Origin of the sequence: Maricaulis sp. (assembly GCF_030149235.1) — a bacterium.
Taxonomy (GTDB): domain Bacteria; phylum Pseudomonadota; class Alphaproteobacteria; order Caulobacterales; family Maricaulaceae; genus Maricaulis.
Genome location: NZ_JASBRW010000031.1, coordinates 1 through 21,589, shown reverse-complemented (window position 1 = coordinate 21,589; position 21,589 = coordinate 1). Strand labels below are relative to the sequence as shown.

The window sequence follows — 21,589 nt, the reverse complement described above, 5'->3', positions numbered from 1 at the left end:
GACGGACTAGCCTTCCTCGGCTTCGTCCTCATCCTGGGCGTCCGGCAGGTCAAGCAGTTCAAGCGTGAAGACCAGCGCGAAATTGGGGCCGATCGGACCGCCCGGCGTACCCATCTGGCCATAACCCATTTCCGGCGTCACATAGAGCTCCCAGAGCTCGCCTTCGCGCATCAGCGGCAGCGCCTGGCGCCAGGCCTCGATCAGACGATCGGACGGGAAAGTGACCGGGTCACCACTGGCGTAGCTGTCATTGAACGCCACGCCATCGGGAAACAGGCCGCGATAATGCACCGTGACGCGATCACCGAGCGTCGGCGATGCCGTATCGGCCGCAGCCGTCCGGATACGATAGATCAGGCCGCTTTCCAGCTCGAAGACGCAATCGCCGGCACGCGCCAGTTCTATGAAGACCGCCGACTGCTCCGCATTGGCGGCAGCATTGCGCACGCTGGTATCAAACGCATCGGAGAAAATCGCACTTTCATCCCCCGGAGTGACGCAATTGCGCGCCTCTGCAAGGTCGCCCTCGAAAACAGGAGTAGCCGGGGTTTCAGAGCCCGAGCAGGCGGTCAGGGCAAGGGCGGCGGCAGCGGCCGTCAGAAGAAAGGAAGTGCGGGGCATGGACAAGATCCTCTTGATCTAACTAGCGGTCTTCATTCGGCAGGATGCTGACGCGCCAGCTATTCTCGCGCACCAGATAGGCTTCTGCCATCGCGACGAGTTCATCGCGGCTGATATCATTATAGTCGGCTTCAATCGAGCGAATGCGGTCGAGGCGCTCCGGCATCTCCCAGGAACGGGCCACCCAGCTCAGCCAGGCCGCATTGCGCTGCTGGGCTTCCTCGATCTGTTCGAGCAAGGGCTGGCGCGCGCGCTGGATTTCATCCTCGGAGATGTCGCCACTGGCCATAGCGGCTGCGAGTTCATCGATCGCGGCATAAGTCGCCTCGAGATTTTCCGGCTGCACATCGACCCCGACCCAGAGATAGCCGTAACCGGGATGCGCCGACGAGGTCAGGTCATTATTGAAAGCGGAGTAGGTGAAACCATCCCGCTCGCGCAGGCGCTCGGTCAGCTTCAGGTCCAGTACGGAGCGCATCAGCGTCAGGACGCGACTGCGGCGCGGCTCACTGTCGTCAAACATCGGCCAATAGACATTGGCCATGGCCTGGTCCTCACCCCCATTGTGGAACAGCTCAACCGGTGTGGCGACCGGCTCCGGGAAACGGACATTGCGAGCTTCGTCATAGGTCGGCCAGCTCTCCGCTCGGGGCGGCAGGGCTCCGAAGGATTGCGCCACCACCTCGATGACCCGATCGATCTCCACATCACCGACAATCGTGATCTCGATCGGCGCTTGTTCGAGTACCGGCGTCAGGAAGGCCTGCATCTCGGCGACACCGATGGCAGCCAGTTCTTCCTCGCTCGGGAAGCCATAGCGCGTATCACCACGACGCAAAAGCCGTGCGGCTTCGACCTGAAGCACACCGGTTGGTGTGGACGCGAAATTGCGGCGCAGTTCCGGCGCGATCGCCTTGTATTGGGCCAGCCCGTCTTCACGCCAACCCGGGTCCGCAATATAGGCGGCCAGCAAGTCCATCTGGACATCGAAATCGCTCGGACGCGTTCCCCCGAACAGGGAGAAACCACTCTCGCCGACGCTGAAATTCAGGCCAACGGCCCGGCCGGCAAGCACACGGCTCAACTCGTCACTGGAATGTGCTCCCAGCCCGCCTGCTGTAAAAGCGGAGGACGTGACCACATCCACGGTCGGCAAAGCCCGCGGCTCAAGCGAACCGGCCCCGAAATCCACCCGGATGGCGACTTCGCCCGCTTCGAGGGAGTTGGCTCGGAAAGACAGGCGCACGCCATTCGCGAACTCCACGCGATGGAGCTTGAGATCCTCGACATATTCCCGGGAAGCAACCTCGCCGGCCGGTCCGAAATCGCCATAGGCAAACTCCGACAAATCAGCCTGCACCGGCGCTTCAACCTCAACCGTCTCACTGGCCTTCCACGCGTTCAGGATCGCGCTCTCCGCGTCCGTCAGCTCGGTGGAACTGGCCAGGAACAGCAAGGGCTCACTGGCCTGCCATTGCTCACGGAAAGCCGCATTGACTGCATCAACCGTGATGCGGGTCGCGCCGGCCTCAAACCGCTCAAGTGATGAGGTGGGCGTCGTGAAAACGATATCCTGTCGCCAGGCCGACCAGATCCCGTCCGCAAGCGCCGTGTTATCGCGCGTGCCGGCCTGTTCGACGGCGGTCCGCAGGGACGTGCGCTGATTGGCGATCTGTTCGTCCAGCTCGGCCTGCGTGAAACCGTAGTCCAGCGCCCGGCGCAATTCCTGCTCGACCAGCGCGACGCCCTCTTCCCAGCGGCCCGGTGCGACAATGGCGAGAACCCGCGCCAGCTCGGCCAGGTCATACTCCGACGAACTTGTCGCCTGGGCTTGCAGGATCGGAGACGTTCCGCTGCTGACGATGGTCTCGAAACGGCGCGACAAAATGGCATTACCGATCCGCGACAGATTGTTCTCAAAGCGCGTTTCCACCGTATCCGGGGAGGGCTCGTAGGGACGCATCGCATCGACGGTGAAAATGGTCAGGACTTCCGGGTCATAGAAATAGCCAACCGAGCGCGGCCGGTCCGGATTGATCTCGCCCAGCTCGGGGTCGGGCCGCGGCTCTTCAGGCCCCTGCCAGTCGCCGAAGGTCTCGCGGATATCGCTTTCGATGACCGCCGGGTCGACATCGCCGACCACCACCATCATGGCGCGCTGCGGGATGTAGAAATTCTCGTAATAGTCAACGAAAGCATCACGCTGAGCGGTTTCGATCACTTCCGGCAACCCGATCGGATCGCGCTCGGGCACCAGCGTGTCGGGCAGAAGGAAGCGCCCCAGGGCGTTATTCCAGCGCCGCACCGGAACGTTCCGGAAGCGGGCTTCAGAGGCAATGACGCCGCGCTCTGCATCAATTGCTTCGATATCAAGCGTCAGCTCGCTCGCCGTCTCGCGCATCAGCATCATCGCGGTCGCGAGGATCTCCTCGTTATTCTCCGGCAGGTCGAGCTGGTAGCCGACCGTTTCAAAACCGGTGAAAGCATTGGTGTCGGGACCGAACTGCAGCCCATAGCGCTCCAGCAGCGGGATCATCTCCCCCTCGGGCACATTGGTCGAACCGTTGAAGGCCATGTGTTCGATAAAATGGGCTAGGCCGCGCTGGTCCTCGCTCTCGGCCAGAGACCCGACGTTGAAGATCAAACGGACAGCCACGGTCTCGGCCGGGGTGTCGTTTTGCATCACAGCGTAGCGCATGCCATTGGGCAATTGCCCATACAGCACCGCAGGGTCGACCGGCAGATCGGAGGTCTCATGAACGAAAATGGCAGGCGGCGTCTCGACCGGCGGCGTCGCGGGCTGGCAAGCCGTAAGGGCAAGAGCTGCAAAGAGGCCGATAAAGCACTGGCGGAGAAGCGTAAGGCGCATGCCTGGACCTTTCAGTTCGGGTACTGCCGCAACAACCTAAGCCGACAGCCCATCAAGTCGAATGAAATCGCTGTCAGCTAGGAAAGCGGGGGTCAGGCCGCGTCAGTGTCCGCATCCATCCCGTCATGCTCCGCCACCCAATGGCCTGGCGTCACCTCGATCAGGCGCGGCCGGTATTGCTCGGCATCTGGGTCATCGATCAGCTTGGATCGCATAAAGCGCAGTTGCGCCCGCGTATCCATCGGCGACGGCAATTCACCATCCAGCTTGATGCGCTTGCGGTTCTTCTCAACCGTCGGATCAGGGACCGGAACGGCCGAGATCAGCGCCTTGGTATAGGGATGGCGGGCGTCCTCATAAATCTGGTCGCGATCGGCCATTTCGACCACGCGGCCGAGATAGAGCACCATGACCCGGTGAGAAATCTCCCGCACGACAGACAGATCGTGCGAGATGAACATCATCGCCAGCCCCATCTCCTGCTGCAGTTTCATCAACAGTTCGACGATCTGGGCCTGGATCGACACGTCCAGCGCCGAAACCGCCTCGTCGCAGATCACCAGCTTGGGATTGAGGATCATCGCGCGGGCAATGCCGACACGCTGGTTCTGCCCGCCGGACAGCTCGTGCGGATAGCGGTTGATCATATTCGGATCGAGCCCGACGCGCTCCATCATCTCGCGCACCTTGGCCTGTCGCTCCGCCCGCTTCATAGATTTGCGGAAAGTCTGCAACGGCTCGGCAATCGAGGCACCGATCGTCATGCGCGGGTCCAGTGACGCCAACGGATCCTGGAAGACGATCTGGAATCCTTCGCGCTCATTGCGCATGTCCTTTTTGGACAGGCCAAGCAGGTCTCGGCCAAGCCAGGTCACGGCGCCGGCCTTGGACGGAACCAGGCGCAAGACCGCCCGGGCCAGGGTCGATTTGCCACAACCGGATTCGCCGACAACCCCGAGCGTTTCACCGGCACGAAGGTTGAAGCTGATACCGTCGACCGCACGCAGCGTCTTGAATTTCGGCACCAGGCCTTCCGACACCTTGATCGGGAAATGCACTGCGACGTCGTCCGCTTCGAGGAGCGGATCCGCCTCCGGTTCAGCGACCGGCTGCAAGGAGACCTGTCCGTCACGATCGGGCTTGTCGATACGCGGCATCGCATCCAGCAGCATGCGCGTGTATTCGTGCTCCGGCTCGGCAAAAATGCTTTCAGCCTCACCGGTCTCGACATAGACGCCGTTCTTCATCACCTGGACGCGATCCGCCATGCGGGCGACCACGCCCATATCATGCGTGATCAGCGCAAGTGCCGCGCCGGTATCGCGCTTGAGTTCGTCCATAATGTCCAGGACTTCGGCCTGCACCGTCACGTCGAGCGCTGTAGTAGGCTCATCACAGATCAGCAGGTCGGGCTCACACAGCATCGACATAGCAATCATGACTCGCTGGCGCATGCCGCCGGACAGTTCATGCGGGTATTGCCGCAGCCGGCGCTTGGCCTCGGGGATCCGGACCCGCTCCAGCCATTCCAGCGCCCGGGCTTCGGCCTGCTTGCCCTTGAGCTTCATGTGGATGCCCAACACCTCGGTCATCTGTTGGTCAACGCGCAGATGCGGGGTCAGGGAAGTCAGCGGATCCTGGAAGATCATCGTCATCTTGCGGCCGCGAACCGTGTTGAGCTTGCGTGTCGGCAGCCCCAGGATTTCCTGTCCGCGATAGCGAATGGAACCCTCGGCCTTGCCGTTGCTGGCGAGCAGCCCCATCGCAGCAAGGAAGGTCTGGCTCTTGCCGGAACCAGACTCGCCAACGACAGCGAGGCATTCACCAGCCCCGATTTGCAGCGAGACACCACGCACCGCATCAACGGCACCATCAGGTGTATCGAAACTCACATTGAGGTTCTCGACCTCAAGAATGGGCTTATCGGTCGCAGACGCATTTCCGAAGATCGGCACTCAACTACTCCAGGCCAGCCGGCAGATATGGCGGGCAGTGTATCCGGACGCAGCCAATTCTCCAGCCCGCCGCGCACTCGCTGCCGCGCTGATACCGAAAGAGTTTCATTTCGCACCCCGTTAAGGCACTCTTTTCGCTTGTGCGCATAGTATGCACGCCATCATCCGAGAAAACGGTAGGGCCAGCGCCGATGACCCCGCTCAATGCCGACATGCTGACCACTCTTTACGAGCATGCCGGCGTGGCCGTCCTGGCCGCCAATCTTGAACGCGAAATCACCGCCCTCAATCCAGCGGCGGAACGCCTGTTCGGTTATCGGGAAGACGAGCTTCTCGGTCAGCCGACCAAGATTATTTATGCAGATCCGCGCGATTACATCCGGCTCGGCCAGACCCATTTCAACTCGGCGCCGGACGAGGGCGGGCAGCCGCGCCCCTACAAGGCCCGTTATCGCGCCAAAACGGGGCGCATTTTTGACGCGGACACGGTTGGCTGCCCCATCCTCGATAGTGAAGGCCGCCGGACCGGCTTTCTCTGCATCATCAAGGACGTCACAACCCAGCTCTCATTGCAGGCCAAGCTTGAGGCCAGCGACATCCAGCTCCGCGCCGCCCTCGCCTCCGCCAATGAAGGCGCATTCTCGCTCAACCTGATCACCGGGCTGGGCTCGATGCGCGGCTTCATGAATGAATTCCTCGGCATTGAGAGCAGCGATGCGACCATATCGATTGACCGCCTGACACAATCCATTCACGAGGATGACCGGTCAGCTTTCTCCGAAGCCCTGGCCGCCTTGCGCCGCAGCGCTCACAACACACTGGATATCACCTTCCGGGGGCGTCGCACCGACGGCGCCTGGCGTTGGCTTCATGGACGTGGCCGCGTCACCGAATTCACCCGCGACGGTGAACCCTTGCGGGCCACCGGCGTTATCGCCGACATTACCGAGCGCCAGGCGCTCGAGACCAAGCTGGCGGAGCGCGAACGGCAATTCGCCGACGCCATCACAGCCGGCGCTTGCGGGGTCTGGGAAGTCGATCCGTCGACGCTTCTGGTCACTCCATTGGGCGAAATCCGGGAAATGCTCGGTATTCCTCGGGAACCCGCCGCGATCGACGGTCAGGTCTGGCTGGACCGCACCCACCCGGATGAACGCGACAATGTCGCCACGGCCCTCGCTAGACTGGCTTCTGGCGAGAGCGACACCCTGGATGAAAGCTACCGCCTGCTCGACGCGCGTACCGACACCTGGCGATGGATACGCTCGAAAGGCCGAACCAAAGGGACCGGCGACGACCCGCATCGCGCCTCCGGCGTGCTGATCGACATCACTGATGAGATGGAGCTGAAGGCCCGACTCGAGGACAGCGAGCAACGCCTTCGCCAGGCTGTCGAAGCTGGATCGCACGGCGTTTGGGATGCCAATTTCGTTACCGGCGAGGTCAAGGCCATGGGACAGATCCGGCAGATCCTGGACCTCCCGCCGGACGCCGGGGCGGTGAACTGGGAAATCTGGCTAGCCCGCGTCGCCGCTGCCGATCGCGAGCGGGTCCGCGAGGAATTGCTGGCCCTCCGCAATGCAGAGACCAATCGATACGAGTCCAATTACGGCATCCGTCGCAGCAATGGCGAACTGGTCTGGCTGACCTCGCGCGGAGAGGTTGTCGAGCGGGACAAGGACGGCCGGCCGGTCCGGGCGGTTGGCATCGTCACCGACGTCACCGAGCGGCGTATTCTTCAGCGCCGTGTCGAAGAGTCCGAGGCGCGCCTCCGAGATGCGCTCGAAAGCGCCGGCGAAGGGGCCTGGCGGCTCAATCTGCGCACACGTATTGCCGATGTCACAGCGGTCATGAGCGAGATGATGGGGCTTCCACCGGCCGATACGCGTATCACCTTTGATGACTGGGCTGAGCGCGTGCATCCGGATGACCGGGCAATCACCGACCAGGCCCAGGCGGCGCTGGCCTCCGGTGAAAGTGAGACATTTGATTTCACCCTGCGATATTACAGCGAGAAGGATGGCTGGATCCATATCCACAATCGCGGCCGGATCAGTGAGCGGGACGAGTCTGGCAGACCCGCCATTGCATCCGGCTTTGTTACCGACATCACCGAGAAGCTCACAACAAACGACATGTTGGCGCAGCGCGAACAGCAATTGTCCGAGGCCATGGATGCCGGCTCGCTGGGCATTTGGCGGATTGATTATCCGGCCCAGGAGGTCTGGCTGCGTGGCGAGATTGTTCGGACCGTATTTGCGGATAGGCATGAGTTGACCATCAGTTCCGATACATGGATGTCCCATATCCATCCGGCTGATGCCGACCGTCTGCAGGCCACGCACAAGGCGATGGCGCGCGACAAAACGGCGGGCGAGTCGCTGGAATTCAGGCTTCGCGCCCGGGATGGAAGCTGGGTTTGGTATCGCTCCACGGGCAGCGTCATGGCTCGCGACGCAAAGGGCAAATCCCTCACCGCGAGCGGCGCGCTCTGGAATATCGACGCATCGCGCCGCAGCGCCGATCAGATCGCCGAAGAACGCCAGCGCTTCGCCGCAATCTATCGAGACACCCCGGCGATGATGCACACCATTGATGCGGCGGGCTATATCGTCCAGGTCAGTGACTATTGGCTGACTTCAATGGGCTACCGGCGCGACGAGGTGATCGGGCGAAAGTCCGTGGACTTCCTTGATCCGGAGTCGCAGAAGCGCGCGATTGAGCTCTCCTTGCCGGAATTGTTCGAGACCGGACGCAATACCAACATCCCTTACCGCTTCCTGCACAAGGATGGGCGCCCCGTGGACGTGTTGCTCTCCTCCTTCCTCGAGCGCGATGAAAAGGGGCGCCCGCTGCGCAGCTATGCGGTGATGACAGACGTCACGCCCCTGCGGGTCGCCTATGAACAATTGGAGCGCTCCAATCGCGAGCTCGACCGGTTTGCGACCGTCGCCTCGCACGACCTGCAGGAACCGTTGCGGAAAATTGGTGCCTTCGCTGGCCTGGTCCAGCGTCGATATGGCGAAACCATAGACGCTGAGGGCATCCGGGCCCTGGACTTCCTGGTCGACGCCGCCCACCGCATGCAGACACTGATCGACAACCTTCTCAGTTATTCGCGATTGGCGAGCCAACCCCTGCAACTGCAGCAAATCGACCTCAATGATATTTTCGCCGAAGCGCGCGAGAGCATTGATGCCTCCATCGAGGAAAGTGGCGCGGTCGTCACCATTGCCGACCTGCCGGTGCTGCGCGCCGACCCGGTCCTGTTACGCCAGTGCCTGCAGAATATTCTCGCCAATGCTGTCAAATATCGCGGCGAAGCCACACCCCGTATCGATGTCAGCGCGACGGCCGGCGAAGGCGAATACATCATCGCCATCACAGATAACGGCATCGGCCTCGATCCGAAGTTCGCCGACAAGATCTTCGCCCCCTTCCAACGCCTGCATTCACGCGAGGAATACAAGGGAACCGGCATCGGACTGGCCATCGTGCGCCAGGCTGTGGAACGCCATGGTGGTCGAGTCTGGGTCGACAGCAAGCTGGGCCATGGCTCGACCTTCTACATTGCCTTGCCCGCGCAAACCCAACCAAGCGACCGGGAATTCGCGGCTTAGATCCGCACCACGCCAGCCCTTGGCCGCAGGTCTATTCGTGCCTCAGGGCGTCGATCGGGTTGAGGCGGGCCGCTCTTTGTGCCGGATAGAGCCCGAAGAACACTCCGACCAGGACCGACGCGCTGATGGCAATTCCGACGATCAGCGGACTGACCGCGATCTCCAACTGTCCGATTTCGGCGTAGATCAGGGTTCCGCCGATGCCGGCCGCAAGCCCCATCGCGCCACCGAACAGGCACAAGACGATGCTTTCGATCAGGAACTGGTTGCGGATATCGCGCTGACGCGCACCCACAGCGAGACGAAGCCCGATTTCGCGCGTCCGCTCGGTGACGGAAACGAGCATGATATTCATGATCCCGATGCCGCCGACCAGAAGGACAATCGCCGCCCCGACCGCCAGAAGTAGGCCGAGCTGGTTTTCCGTCTCGTTCCGCGCGCGGATGAACTCGGCCAGATTGCCAACCGAGAAATCATCCTCCGCACCGGGCAGGATTTCGCGCCTGACCCGGAGGATATCCTCGATATCCGCGATCACGCGATCAACATCCTCGCCTGCAGCCACATCGGCATAGATCACCGAAACCGGATCCCGCGTCGGTGGTCGCTGCCCGGCTCCGAGGCGCTGGCGCGCCGTCGCCAGGGGCATGAAAATGATATCGTCCTGGTCCGCCCCCCAGGAGCTCTCGCCCTTCGCCGCAACGGTCCCGATGATCTCGAAGGGCTGCCCCTGGATCCGCAGGGTCTGGCCAACCGGATCAGCTCCGTCAAACAATTCCCGTACGATAGTTTGTCCAACGACAACGAAGCGTCGCCCCGAGCTCTCTTCGGCGGGCGCAAAGGCGCGGCCTTCATCGATGACCCAGGCACGGACATCGAAATAGTCGGCATTGACCCCGGAAATCCGGGTCGACCAGTTCACACCGCCAAAGACTGCGGTGGCACTGGTGCTCACCTCGCCCGATACGCCGGCCATGCCGGGAACCTCATTGGCCAGGGCGAGGACATCGCCATCGGTAAGTGGCGTTGCACTGCCGGCACCGCCGCGGCGGCCGCCAAAAATGCTCGACCCCGGACGGATGATGAGAAGATTGGCGCCAAAGCTGGCAATCTGCGCTTCCACGGCCCGCTTGGTGCCCTCTGAGATGGAGACCAGAACGATGACCGAGGCGACACCGATAATCACCCCGAGCATGGCGAGCGCACTGCGCAGTGCGTTGACCCTCAACGCGATCAGCGCGATGCGAATTGAAGCAAGCAGGCTCATGAGCGATCCTCCACCACGCGGCCATCCTTGAAGACCAGCTGTCGCTTGGCGTGATCAGCGACGTCCTGTTCATGCGTCACCAGAATGACGGTGATGCCATCGCGGTTAAGACTGTCGAACAGGGCCATGATGTCGGCCGAGGTTTTACTGTCGAGCGCTCCGGTCGGTTCGTCAGCCAACAGGATCTGCGGATCATTGACCAATGCCCGGGCAATCGCCACGCGCTGTTGCTGGCCGCCGGACAACTGCGAGGGATGGTGATCATAGCGCTCGGCGAGCCCCATCTGTTCCAGGCGAGCCATGGCGCGCTTGCGTCGCTCGGCGGCTGGAACGCCGGCATAGACCAGGGGCAAAGCGACATTCTCGACCGCCGAGGTTCGCGGTAGCAGGTTGAATTGCTGGAAAACGAAGCCGATCGAGCGCCCCCGGAATTCGGCTTCCTGCTCCGCCGTGAGCTGGTTCAGTAACGCTCCGTCGACCCGGAGGAAACCGGCTGTAGGGCGGTCGAGCGCACCCAACAGGTTCATGAATGTGGACTTGCCTGAACCGGATGCGCCCATCACCGCAACGTATTCGCCGGATTCGATTTCTAGCGAGACACCGTCGAGCGCTCGGATTTTCGTGTCGCCCATCTGATAGGTCTTGAACAGATTTCGGCACTCGATCAGGGCGCTCATTCGCGCACCTCCCGGGCCCGCACGACAACCGCATCACCAGCTTCCAGATCACCACCGACTACGACCGTGTTCTGGCTGTCGGAAATGCCAAGGCGGACCCGACGCTCCTCCAGCATGCCCTCGGCGGTCTCGACCCAGACAGACCCGGGCCGCGTTTCACGGGCCTCACGCTGGATCTCGCGATAGCGGGTCATCTGTTCCGGCGTCAGGATCGAGGTCATTTCACCATCGACCTCCTGCTGGATGGCCTCGCGATCAAAACCGCCGCCCGCCTGGGCCGATGCCTGAGCCCGGCCAAAGGCTGCGCGAAAGGCGCCGCGAACGCGTTCCTGCTGGTCTGCTGTCAGATCAAGCTGTTCAGTCAATTGTCCCATCGGACCGCCGCGACCGCCACCACCCGGGCGACCACCCCCAGGTCGTCCGGCGCCGGGACGTCCACCGCCCTGGCCAGCCTCTGCCAGCGGCTGGGTCCTGTCGGCCAGCCCCGGTGCCGGGCGGAAACGCAAGGCGCCATTGCGGACTACAAGCACGTCCGTCGCCTCACCGGTCACGATATCCATGTTGGCGGTCATGCCGGGGAGCAGGCGCTGGCCAGGATTGGCTGCCGAAATCACCACTGTATAGGTGACCACATTCTGCAAGGTCGTCGGCGCCAGGCGGATCTGTTCGACCTCGCCGGACAATTGTGTGCCGGGATAGGCGTCGACGGTGAAGCTCACAGCCTGGCCCTCGCGGATCTGACCAATATCGGCCTCATCAACCTGGGCGTCGATCTGCACCAGGGACAGATCCTGGGCGATGGTGAACAGCGTGGGTGCGGACAGGCTGGCAGCGACGGTCTGTCCCTGGTCAACGGCGCGGTCGACAACAATGCCATTGATCGGAGAGCGGATCGTGGTGCGATCCAGGTCGATGCGGGCACCGGCCAGGGTCGCTTCGCGCTGCTGCAACACCGCTTGGGCGTTGGCGATCTGGGCCCGTGCAACATTGAGCTCGGCCTGCGCGGCCTCGAAGGAGGCCCGTGCCGTATCCAGTGCAGCATCGGAGGCATTGCCGCGGGAATTCAGCGTCTCGATGCGCTGGAAATCGAGCTCGGCCGTGCGCAGATTGGCTTCAACGCGCTGCAGGCTAGCGCGCTGCAGCTGGACATTGGCGGCGGCCGTGGCCCGGGAGGCTTCGGCTTCCTGTACGCGAGTTTCAAAGGTCTGAGGGTCGATCTGGGCGATGACCTCGCCGGCCTCGACCGTGTCATTGAAGTCGACATACAACTCGGAGAGCTGGCCCGAGAGCTGGGAGCCCACTTCGACCGTCACCAATGCCCGGACCGCGCCCGATGCCGCCACGATCCTTCGCACCGAACCGGTCTCTGCCGCAGCGGTCTCGATGGAAAAATCGCCTGTGCCGGCACTGGCCCCGCGACCAAAATACCACCAGCCGCCAGCAGCTGCCGCGACAATGACGCCAGCCAGCGCCAGCCTTAAAATCCGTTTCATCCTACCCTCGCTATCGCGGCGTCCCCTGGCCGCGTGCGCCTTTAACGGCGATAAGACCCGCGATCCGTCGCCGTCATGGCAGCAATGTCTGCTGCTTATCCCGCGGTTTATACGTACGAAAGCCCAAACTGGTTGAGCGGCTTTCGCATTAAAGCATAAACCTCTGAAGTGATGAGAAAATATTGCTCCAAAAAGTTGTATTGATAAGCCTTGAGGAAGTCTCAGGCCGGCGATTCTGCAAGGACGGAGGACGTTACCCGTCAAGCGAATGAGCGCTTCCCGGAATCGCAGTAACCGCGCCACACCCGTAGGCAATCCGTTCTTCTGGTACGGGAATCCCGTAGCCAGGCTCCAGACCAGCCTGTAAGGAGAGCCGGGGGATGAGGAAAGGCCAGTTTCCGTGGAGTTTGAAGACCTGCTCGACGTGCCTGGCATGGGCACGCTGTTGGAGTTTGCGCCGATCTTCGGGACGGCGTTGTGGATCCTGATCACAACCCTGTTGTGGCGCGGCGGATTCCGTGACCTTGCCGAACAGGTCGCCCGGCCGAACAAGGCCCTTGGCGGCCGCGGCCGCGCCCTGGTGATGATGCCGCTGCGCGCGATTTTGCTGGCGGGTGTCGCAGCGATCGGTGCCTTTACCACCACGCTTGGGCTCGGCTTCAACATCGCTATCATCCTCAATATCGTTTATGCCGCTCAGTCTGCGACCGCTGGCTGATTACGACTGCGCATGACTTTGACTCTTCTGACGCTGGTCTTCCTGCTGACCGCCTATCACGCCGCCGCTCTGGCGATCCTGCTGGCGTTGAAGCCGCGCCTGCGCCCGCTGGCCGGGCTGGCGGCGGTATTCGGCACGCATATGCTGGCCAATCTGGGCATGACCACCGGCAGCTTGCCGCCGGCACTGGACATCACCAGCGCCTTTGGCCTGCTCTACGGACCGCTCTTCTATCTGGTGGTTCGCACCCTCGCCTTCGCCGACCAGCCGCCTCGGCCCATCGATCTTCTGCATGTCCTGCCGGCCGTGATCATTGTCCTGTGGCGGCCTGAGCCTCCCATGTCACAGGTTTTCGGCCTGCCCAGCCTGGTTATCTATATTGGCCTCGCCATCCGAATCCTGTTCCGCCACCGCCTCGCAGCGGCGCAGTTCCGCTCTGATGACAGGAGCATTGATCTGGGCTGGGTCGGCTATGCCGTTGCAGCCTTTGCTGCTCTTGCGGCGCTCGACATTGTACGTGAGCTGGTGCTCGGCCAGACCGGTTGGATCTCCGACGATCTGGCCCTGTCTTTCGTCCTGGTCTCGGTCACCGGCCTGCTGACCGCCATGGGCGTATTCGCCTGGCGTCATGATGGGCTGCAGGGTGCCGTTCCGGCCAAGCCGGAAACCAATCTGGCCGATCGCGACGATAGCGAGGCCATTGCCCGTTTCGGCCCGATCGACGCTCTCGTCCGTGAGCGGGAGCTCTGGCGCGAACCCCGGTTCACCCTGGCTGACCTGGCCAGCGAAACCGGTCTCAGCCCGCGCGAGGTTTCGCGCAGCATCAATGCCGGATCCGGCTCGAGTTTCTCTCGCTACATCAACTTGATGCGCCTCGACGCCATCAACACGCTGATGGCCGACCCCGCCCATAAACGCCGCACGGTCATCGAGCTGGCCTACGAGGTCGGTTTCAATTCGAAGTCGGCGTTCAACCGGATCTTCCGGGAAGAAACCGGAAGAACGCCGAGTGAAGTGAAGCGGGGTTAGAACCCGCTGCCGCGCGCATGGGTCACGCCGCCATCGACGGTCAATGTCGAACCAACAACGTAATCGCCTGCCCGCGAGGCCAGGAAAATCGCAGCGCCGGCCATGTCCGCCGGCTGGCCGATGCGGCCTGACGGAACCGCCTGGGCCACCATGTCCTCATGGTCACGGGCGACCTTGTTCATCTGCGAGGCGAAGGCACCCGGAGCGATGGCGGTGACGATGATATTGTCCTTGGCCAGTTCCAGCGCCAGGCGCTTGGTGAGGTGGATGATGCCGGACTTCGAGGCCGCGTAGGAATAGGTCTCCATCATGTTGACCGACTGGCCGTCAATCGATGCGATATTGATCACCTTCGACGGCTTGTCCTGGGTCGCATTGGCCTTGAGGGCCGGATACAGGGCCTGGGTCAGGAAGAAGGGCGTTTTCACGTTCAGATCCATGACCTTGTCCCAGCCGCTTTCCGGGAATTCCTCGAACGGGGCACCCCAGGCCGCACCGGCATTATTGACCAGAATGTCGAGCGTGCTCTCATGCTCCAGATATTGCTTTGCCAGAGCCTGGGCACCGTCCATTCCGGACGCATCGCCCGGCAGGGCGACACACGTGCCGAACGCCGAGAGGCGCTCTGCTGTGGCCATGCAATCAGCCGCCTTGCGGGCCGTGATGTAGACCTTGGCGCCGGCCTTGAGATAACCCTCGGCGATCATCTCACCGATACCGCGCGAGCCGCCTGTGATCAGAGCCGTGCGGCCCTCCAGAGAAAACAAACCGTCCATTTATCGAACCTCCCCTTTGTGGTGTTGTTGGCGAAAGGCGTAGCGCCTGGGTGCGGGGGTGTCGAGGCGTTCCGGTGCGCTTTCAGCGCGGAAGCCGCGCGCTACCGGAGCGGGACCGACGCGATTTCGACGGGCATCACGTCTGTTCTGCGTGATCCCCGGGCCATTACGACAAATTTAGTTTCACTCCACACCCCTCGCATTGCATTTTGCAGCCCGAACCTGAGGAGGAATGGATCAAGTGATGCACCGCATGTTTGCGACGGCCGTTGCCGCCGCCCTCACCTGGACCGGTCTTGCGACCGCACAGGTGCCCGATGTTGAAATTCCCTATGAACGCTTCGAGCTCGATAACGGCCTGACCGTGATCGTGCACGAAGACCGCAAGGCGCCGATCGTGGCGGTGAGCATGTGGTATGGCGTCGGCTCGGCCGATGAACCGGAAGGCAAGACCGGTTTCGCCCACCTGTTTGAGCATCTGATGTTCAATGGGTCGGAGAATTATAATGATGATTACTTCGGTCCCTTCGAACAGGTCGGCGCGACCGGTATGAACGGCACCACCTGGTTCGATCGCACCAATTATTTCCAGACCGTGCCGACCCCGGCCCTGGAGATGGCGCTGTGGATGGAATCCGACCGCATGACCAACCTCCTCGGCGCGGTCGACCAGGACCGTCTCGACGAACAGCGCGGCGTGGTCCAGAACGAGAAGCGCCAGGGCGATAACCAGCCCTATGGCATGGTGCAGTACTCCCAGCTGCGCGCCCTCTTCCCGGAAGGTCACCCCTACGCCCACTCCACCATCGGCTCGATGGAAGACCTGGAAGCGGCCTCGCTGGAAGACGTCTATTCCTGGTTCCGTCAGTATTACGGCGCCACCAATGCCGTCCTCGTCCTGGCCGGTGATATCGACGCGGAGGAAGCCCGCCCGCTGGTGCAGCGCTATTTCGGCGACGCCCCGGTCGGCCCGCCGCTCAACCGCATCAATGAATGGGTTCCGGAACGCCGCTATGACACCACCGAAGTGCTCTATGATGACGTGCCGCAGGCGCGCATCTACCGCACCTGGGTCGTACCGGGCCGCACCACGGAAGAACGCGCCGAGCTCGAGCTCTTCGCCACCGCCCTGGGCGGCGGCCGCACCTCGCGCCTGTATGAGGACTTCGTCTTCGATCGTCAGGTCGCAACCAGCGCCAGCGCCTGGGTACAGGAGCACCAGCTCGCTTCCATGTTCAATGTCATCATCACCCTCAACCCGGGTGAAGATGTTGCCGCCGCCTCGGCCCGCCTCGACGAGATGGTCGAGGAGATGATGGCCGAAGGCGTCACCGCCGAGGAACTCGAAGCCGCCGTCACCCGTACCAATGCCGGTGTGGTTCGCGGCCTCGAGCAGATCGGCGGGTTCGGCGGCAAGGCTGTCACCCTGGCCCAGGGTGAGCTCTATGCCGGTGATCCGGGCTTCTGGCGCACCTATCTGGAGCGGCTCAATTCGGCCACGCCGGAAGCTGTTACAGCGACGGCGCGCGAATGGCTCAATACCGGTTCGCACGAAATCCACGTCCTGCCCTTCGGCGATCATGAAAGCGTTGAAACCGATGCCGATCGTTCGGCCCTGCCGGTCGTCGCCTCGACGCCGGAACTGGTCTGGCCAGACGTGCAGACGGCGGAACTGTCCAATGGCGTCGACCTCGTCTTCGTGCGCCGCGATGCGGTTCCTGTCGTCGAGATGCAGATGGTGTTCGATGCGGGTTATGCCGCAGACAGCGCTGCAGGCGGCCAGCTCGGTCTCGCCGACTTCACCATGAACATGCTCGATGAGGGCGCCGGCCGCATGAATGCGCTCGAGATCGCCGCGGAAGCGGAACGCCTCGGCGCCCAGCTTTCCACCGGTGCCGGCCTCGACACCTCCTCCGTCACGCTCTCTGCCCTGCGCGCCAATCTGCGCGAATCGGTCGAGCTGATGGCAACGGTGATCACCGATCCGAGCTTTGCCAGCGACGATATCGAGCGTGTGCGCCAGATGACGCTGAGCGGTATCCAGCAGGAAATGGCCAACCCGATCGCCATCGCCCTGCGCATGCTGCCGCCGGAAATGTTCGGCGAGGGTCACGCCTATTCCGTGCCCTTCACCGGTTCGGGCAATCCGGAAACCGTCAGCGGCTTTACCCGTGACGACCTCCTGGCCCACCAGGCGGCCTGGCTGCGTCCGGACAATGCGACCCTGTTCGTGGTCGGCGATACGACGCTGGAGGAAATCACCTCTGTCGTTGAACGCGCCTTCCGCCGCTGGGATGCGCCGAACACGCCGCTGCCGCAGAAAAACCTGTCAGAGGCGCAGAACGGGCAAGGCCGCGTGATTATTGTGGACCGCCCGAACTCGCCGCAATCGCTGATCCTGGCCGGCCTCATCGGCCCGTCCGGCTCGGTTGAGAACCCGGAAGTCTATGGCGCCATGAATGACGCCATTGGTGGCTCCTTCTCCGCACGCGTGAACATGAATCTGCGTGAGGACAAGGGCTGGTCCTATGGCGCCCAGACCCTGCTCTGGGGGGCCCGTGGCCAGCGGCCGTGGCTGGTCTATGCGCCGGTTCAAACCGACCGTACCACGGACAGCCTGTCCGAGCTGATGCGGGAGTTCAACGAGTTCACCTCGACCAATCCGGCCACGCCGGAAGAGCTCGAGCGCTCGATCAATAACAATACGCGCTCCCTGCCGGGCCAGTTCGAAACCGCATCTGCCGTTCGTGGCAGCCTGGTCTCGAGCCACAATCTCGGCCGTGACTGGAATTATCCGGCTACGCTGACCGAGCGTTATCGCAATCTCGAGCTGGAGACGATCCACGCCGCGGCGCGCGAAGTCGTTCAGCCCGATCAGCTGGTCTGGCTGATCATCGGCGATGCCGCCCTGATCGAGGATGGTATTCGCGAGCTGGGCCTTGGCGAGGTTGAGGTCCGTAGCCTCGGCGAATAAGCCAAGCCCTAATCATTGCGAGCTTGATCACAGGCGCCGGCGATATCTCCGGCGCCTGTTTTCTGTCGGCCTGCCATGCGGGGCCTGCGAATACCCGTATTCAAACTCTGGATTTCCACGGGCAAGCCTCTAACCTGATTGCCGGCCTTGGGGGCCGGGCAATGCGTCGGGGGGCGCTTGGGCATGTTTATCTTTTTCGGCACGCGCGTGACGCGCAAAATCCTGTCCGAGGGTGAGTTCCACTGCCCCTCCTGCCAGGACCGCCGCCCCTATCGCGAACGCCGCGACAAGGACTGGGGCAATCTCTACTTCATTCCGCTGATCCCCATGCAGGAATACCAGCCCTATATCGAATGCCGCACCTGCAAGGCCCGCTTCGAGCCGGAGGTGCTACGCTTCGACCCCGAGGTCGAGCAACGCTTCATGGCCGGCTTTGAGGAAGCCTGCCTGAAATCCATGGTCTCGCTGGCGATCATGGGCGAGCAGGCCGACAGCGACGCCGCCCGCACCCTCATCGTCGAACTGATGAAAACCGCCCGCTCCGGCGAGCAGTCCCTCGACCGCACCGCCATCGACGCCGCTTTCGAAGACGAGCAGCGCCAGCCCAGCGACATCTCCGGCCTGATCAAGGGCCTGAAGGACGAGCTCAGCGATAGCGGCCGGGAAACCGTCCTCCTCAACCTGGTCGAGGTCGCCCTGGCCGGTGACCACACGCCGAATGAAGACCAGATCGAATCCATCCGCCGCTGCGGCGAATGGATCGGGCTCTCGCCCGTGCATGTGAAGGGGATTGTGGCGGAGTTGAAGGAACGGTCGCCCTCATCCGGAATGAGGGGCTAGCCCTAACCCGCCGCCCGCTTCTCTTTCTTCCGCTCGTGCTCTTTCAGGAAGATCTTGCGGATGCGGATGCTCTCAGGGGTCACTTCGACCAGCTCGTCGTCATCGATGAACTCGAGGGCGTACTCGAGCGTCACCTTGATCGGCGGGGTCAGGACGATGTTCTCGTCCGTGCCGGAGGCGCGCATATTGGTCAGCTTCTTGCCCTTGGTCGGATTGACGATCATGTCCTCTTCGCGCGCGTTCACGCCGATCAGCATGCCCTCATAGATATCAACACCATGGCCGAGGAAGAGCTTGCCGCGTTCCTGCAGGTTGAAGAGGGCAAAGCCCAGCACCTTGCCGTCCACCATCGACACCATGGCACCGTTATGGCGCTGGCCGATCACGCCCTCGGTCTTCGGGGCGTAGTGGTCAAAGGTGTGGAACATCAGGCCGGTGCCCGAGGTCAGGGTGAGGAATTCGGAGCGGAAGCCGATCAGGCCGCGGGTCGGGATGATGTAGTCGATGCGCACCCGGCCATGACCGTCCGGCACCATATTCTTCAACTCGGCCTTGCGCTGGCCGAGCTTTTCCATGACCCCGCCCTGGTCTTCTTCCTCGAGATCAACGGTCAGGCTCTCATAGGGCTCGCAGACCACGCCATCGACTTCCTTGAGGACGACGCGCGGGCGGCCGACGGCGAGCTCATAGCCCTCGCGGCGCATCGTCTCGATGAGGATGGACAAGTGCAGCTCGCCGCGGCCGGAGACGGTGAACTTGTCCGGATCGTCCTGCTGCTCGACCTTGAGCGCCACATTGTGGATCAGCTCGCGCTCGAGCCGGTCCTTGATATTGCGCGAGGTGACGTATTTGCCTTCGCGGCCGGCAAACGGGCTGTCATTGACCTGGAAGGTCATGGACAGAGTCGGCTCGTCGACGGAGAGCGGCGGCAGCGCCTCGACATGGTCGGGATCACACAGCGTGTCGGAGATCTTGAGATCATCAATCCCGGTAAAGGTGATGATGTCACCGGCCTGGGCGCTGTCGCGGTCGACGCGTTCGAGACCATGGAAACCGAAGATCTGCAGCACCCGGCCCTTCACCTGGCGGCCATCGGCCTTGGACACGACAACGGGCTTGTTCTTGGTGACCTTGCCGCGGGCGACCCGGCCAATGCCGATCACACCGGTGAAGGAGGAATAATCCAGCGCCGAGACCTGCAGCTGCAGCGGGCCGTCGCGGTCGACAGCGGGCTCCGGCGTGTGCGCGGTGATCATCTCGAACAGCGGCGTCATGTCGGTGCCGATCACGCCGGCTTCGTTGGCGGCCCAGCCCTGCAGGGCCGAGGCATAGACGACCGGGAAGTCGAGCTGTTCCTCAGTGGCCCCGAGGCGATCAAACAGATCGAAGGTCTGGTCGACCACCCAGTCGGGACGGGCCGAGGGACGGTCCGCCTTGTTGACGACGACGATCGGCTTGAGCCCGCGGGCCAGCGCCTTCTTGGTCACAAAGGAGGTCTGCGGCATCGGGCCGTCGACCGCATCGACGAGCAGGAGCACGCCATCGACCATGGACAGGACGCGTTCAACCTCGCCGCCGAAATCGGCGTGGCCGGGCGTGTCGACGATATTGATCGCCCAGTCATTCCAGGTCACGGCGGTATTCTTGGCCAGGATGGTAATGCCGCGCTCTTTCTCCAGATCATTGGAGTCCATCATGCGCTCGGACACATTGGCGCGCTCGCCGAGCGTTCCGGACTGCTGCAGCAGCTGGTCAACCAGCGTGGTCTTGCCGTGGTCGACGTGGGCAACAATAGCGATATTGCGCAGCTTGGAGAGAGAGGCGCTCATGGCGGTAATCCTGCTAGTAAAAGGCGCGCCCTCATACGCTGACAGGGCGCGGCTGGCCAGCGGTTATTCCGCGGCGCATCATTTATTGAAAACGGGTGAGGCTTATTGTGGCTCCGGCCAGTCCGCTTTCAGCCGCTGCAGCATGGCCAGCAGCGCCGTCCGCTCCTGCGCCCCCAGCGCCGCATGGGCCTGGCCGGCGACGGCTTCGACATGCGGCAGCACCTCGGCATAGAGCGTCTCGCCCTTGGCCGTCAGATAGAGGTGGCTCACCCGGCCATCGGCTTGGGAAGCCTCTCGGCGAACCAGGCCGGCATCGAGCAGGGCCTTGGTCCCGCGGCTGACAATGCCCTTGTCCATCGGCGTCACCTTGACCACGTCGACCGCGGTGCGGCCCGGCTGTTCCGCGATCGCCGCCAGCACCCGCCATTGCGACAGGTTGAGATCGGCCCGTTCCTTCACCACGGCGGCGGTCGAGCGCGAAATGCGATCGGCCAGCACGACCATCTGATAGGGCCAGTATTCGTCCAGCTTGAGGACGGGCGTGGTTGCGGTGTCGAGCGTGTCCATTCCGGCAATTTAGTTGTTTTTACAACTTGACGCAATAGCAACAAATGACTAGTTTCCGGCGTAATCAGGGCCAGAGCGCCCGGTTTTCGCGTGCGCCCGGCACGTATTCACATTTTAGAGCTGAAAGAGGTTTGGCATGGCCGATCTGTTCGAGAACCCGATTGGACTTTGCGGTTTCGAATTCGTCGAGTTTGCAGCGCTGGAGCGCGGCATTATCGAGCCGATTTTCGAAGCCATGGGCTTCACCCACATCGCCAACCACCGCTCCAAGGATGTCGAGCTGTGGCGCCAGGGCGGCATCAACTTCCTGATCAATTACGAGCCGGAAACCCAGGCTTACTTCTTCGCCAAAGA

Annotated in this window: 14 protein-coding genes and 1 pseudogene; 6 read left to right on the top strand and 9 right to left on the bottom strand. The window is 62.5% G+C overall.

Annotated elements, in window-relative coordinates; genetic code table 11:
• Nucleotides 1–6: 6 nt before the first annotated feature.
• The 3 genes from Q1V51_RS04780 to Q1V51_RS04770 all read right to left on the bottom strand — a co-directional run bounded on the left by Q1V51_RS04780 (nucleotide 7) and on the right by Q1V51_RS04770 (nucleotide 5,445).
• Nucleotides 7–621, bottom strand: coding sequence for an FKBP-type peptidyl-prolyl cis-trans isomerase (locus Q1V51_RS04780; RefSeq protein ID WP_300553570.1), 615 nt, complete (start codon nucleotides 619–621; stop codon nucleotides 7–9).
• Nucleotides 622–643: 22 nt separating this feature from the next.
• Complete coding sequence (locus Q1V51_RS04775; RefSeq protein ID WP_300553568.1) at nucleotides 644–3,490, bottom strand: M16 family metallopeptidase; 2,847 nt, start codon at nucleotides 3,488–3,490, stop codon at nucleotides 644–646.
• A 92-nt stretch (nucleotides 3,491–3,582) separates the two neighbouring features.
• Nucleotides 3,583–5,445 (bottom strand): ABC transporter ATP-binding protein, encoded by a 1,863-nt coding sequence (locus Q1V51_RS04770; RefSeq protein WP_300553565.1) that lies wholly within the window; start codon nucleotides 5,443–5,445, stop codon nucleotides 3,583–3,585.
• 191 nt (nucleotides 5,446–5,636) lie between these two features.
• On the opposite strand from Q1V51_RS04770, the gene Q1V51_RS04765 reads away from it, so the two are divergent.
• Entirely contained in the window at nucleotides 5,637–9,065 is a 3,429-nt protein-coding gene (locus Q1V51_RS04765; RefSeq protein ID WP_300553562.1) for a PAS domain-containing protein, read from the top strand.
• 31 nt (nucleotides 9,066–9,096) lie between these two features.
• On the opposite strand, the gene Q1V51_RS04760 is transcribed toward Q1V51_RS04765, so the two are convergent.
• Genes Q1V51_RS04760 through Q1V51_RS04750 form a run of 3 tightly spaced genes read right to left on the bottom strand, consistent with a single transcriptional unit; the run spans nucleotide 9,097 to nucleotide 12,502 of the window.
• A complete protein-coding gene (locus Q1V51_RS04760) occupies nucleotides 9,097–10,332 on the bottom strand; it encodes an ABC transporter permease (RefSeq protein WP_300553560.1) in 1,236 nt (411 codons plus the stop codon).
• Nucleotides 10,329–11,009, bottom strand: coding sequence for an ABC transporter ATP-binding protein (locus Q1V51_RS04755; RefSeq protein ID WP_300553557.1), 681 nt, complete (start codon nucleotides 11,007–11,009; stop codon nucleotides 10,329–10,331). The genes Q1V51_RS04760 and Q1V51_RS04755 overlap by 4 nt, the downstream gene beginning before the upstream one ends.
• The gene (locus Q1V51_RS04750; RefSeq protein WP_300553555.1) at nucleotides 11,006–12,502 is read right to left on the bottom strand and encodes an efflux RND transporter periplasmic adaptor subunit; all 1,497 of its coding nucleotides are present in this window, start codon (nucleotides 12,500–12,502) and stop codon (nucleotides 11,006–11,008) included. Before Q1V51_RS04750 ends, Q1V51_RS04755 begins: the two co-directional genes overlap by 4 nt.
• A gap of 400 nt (nucleotides 12,503–12,902) precedes the next feature.
• Here Q1V51_RS04750 and Q1V51_RS04745 point away from each other — a divergent pair, with 400 nt between their 5' ends.
• Complete coding sequence (locus tag Q1V51_RS04745) at nucleotides 12,903–13,220, top strand: hypothetical protein (protein ID WP_300553552.1); 318 nt, start codon at nucleotides 12,903–12,905, stop codon at nucleotides 13,218–13,220.
• A 12-nt stretch (nucleotides 13,221–13,232) separates the two neighbouring features.
• Complete coding sequence (locus tag Q1V51_RS04740) at nucleotides 13,233–14,249, top strand: AraC family transcriptional regulator (protein ID WP_300553550.1); 1,017 nt, start codon at nucleotides 13,233–13,235, stop codon at nucleotides 14,247–14,249.
• Here the strand turns inward: Q1V51_RS04740 and Q1V51_RS04735 are convergent.
• Nucleotides 14,246–15,025 carry an SDR family oxidoreductase gene (locus Q1V51_RS04735; RefSeq protein ID WP_300553547.1) on the bottom strand — a complete coding sequence of 260 codons (780 nt, stop codon included), beginning with the start codon at nucleotides 15,023–15,025 and terminating at the stop codon, nucleotides 14,246–14,248. The genes Q1V51_RS04740 and Q1V51_RS04735 overlap by 4 nt on opposite strands.
• Before the next feature lie 244 nt (nucleotides 15,026–15,269).
• On the opposite strand from Q1V51_RS04735, the gene Q1V51_RS04730 reads away from it, so the two are divergent.
• Together Q1V51_RS04730 and Q1V51_RS04725 are read left to right on the top strand one after the other, a co-directional pair.
• A complete protein-coding gene (locus tag Q1V51_RS04730) occupies nucleotides 15,270–17,999 on the top strand; it encodes a pitrilysin family protein (RefSeq protein ID WP_300553545.1) in 2,730 nt (909 codons plus the stop codon).
• 183 nt (nucleotides 18,000–18,182) lie between these two features.
• Entirely contained in the window at nucleotides 18,183–18,839 is a 657-nt protein-coding gene (locus Q1V51_RS04725; protein WP_300553542.1) for a zinc-ribbon domain-containing protein, read from the top strand.
• A gap of 2 nt (nucleotides 18,840–18,841) precedes the next feature.
• On the opposite strand, the gene typA is transcribed toward Q1V51_RS04725, so the two are convergent.
• Both typA and Q1V51_RS04715 read right to left on the bottom strand, forming a co-directional pair.
• Entirely contained in the window at nucleotides 18,842–20,668 is a 1,827-nt protein-coding gene (typA, locus tag Q1V51_RS04720; RefSeq protein ID WP_300553539.1) for a translational GTPase TypA, read from the bottom strand.
• 102 nt (nucleotides 20,669–20,770) lie between these two features.
• The gene (locus Q1V51_RS04715) at nucleotides 20,771–21,235 is read right to left on the bottom strand and encodes a MarR family winged helix-turn-helix transcriptional regulator (RefSeq protein ID WP_300553537.1); all 465 of its coding nucleotides are present in this window, start codon (nucleotides 21,233–21,235) and stop codon (nucleotides 20,771–20,773) included.
• Between the two features lie 136 nt (nucleotides 21,236–21,371).
• Between Q1V51_RS04715 and Q1V51_RS04710 the strand changes: the two are divergent.
• Nucleotides 21,372–21,589: pseudogene (locus Q1V51_RS04710) on the top strand (4-hydroxyphenylpyruvate dioxygenase); the annotation flags it as partial.

Coding starts and splice junctions, on each gene's coding strand:
- Q1V51_RS04780 (WP_300553570.1), bottom strand. CDS start 621: ATGCCCCGCACTTCCTTTCTTCTGACGGCCGCTGCCGCCGCCCTTGCC.
- Q1V51_RS04775 (WP_300553568.1), bottom strand. CDS start 3,490: ATGCGCCTTACGCTTCTCCGCCAGTGCTTTATCGGCCTCTTTGCAGCT.
- Q1V51_RS04765 (WP_300553562.1), top strand. CDS start 5,637: ATGACCCCGCTCAATGCCGACATGCTGACCACTCTTTACGAGCATGCC.
- Q1V51_RS04760 (WP_300553560.1), bottom strand. CDS start 10,332: ATGAGCCTGCTTGCTTCAATTCGCATCGCGCTGATCGCGTTGAGGGTC.
- Q1V51_RS04755 (WP_300553557.1), bottom strand. CDS start 11,009: ATGAGCGCCCTGATCGAGTGCCGAAATCTGTTCAAGACCTATCAGATG.
- Q1V51_RS04750 (WP_300553555.1), bottom strand. CDS start 12,502: ATGAAACGGATTTTAAGGCTGGCGCTGGCTGGCGTCATTGTCGCGGCA.
- Q1V51_RS04740 (WP_300553550.1), top strand. CDS start 13,233: ATGACTTTGACTCTTCTGACGCTGGTCTTCCTGCTGACCGCCTATCAC.
- Q1V51_RS04735 (WP_300553547.1), bottom strand. CDS start 15,025: ATGGACGGTTTGTTTTCTCTGGAGGGCCGCACGGCTCTGATCACAGGC.
- Q1V51_RS04730 (WP_300553545.1), top strand. CDS start 15,270: ATGCACCGCATGTTTGCGACGGCCGTTGCCGCCGCCCTCACCTGGACC.
- Q1V51_RS04725 (WP_300553542.1), top strand. CDS start 18,183: ATGTTTATCTTTTTCGGCACGCGCGTGACGCGCAAAATCCTGTCCGAG.
- typA (WP_300553539.1), bottom strand. CDS start 20,668: ATGAGCGCCTCTCTCTCCAAGCTGCGCAATATCGCTATTGTTGCCCAC.
- Q1V51_RS04715 (WP_300553537.1), bottom strand. CDS start 21,235: ATGGACACGCTCGACACCGCAACCACGCCCGTCCTCAAGCTGGACGAA.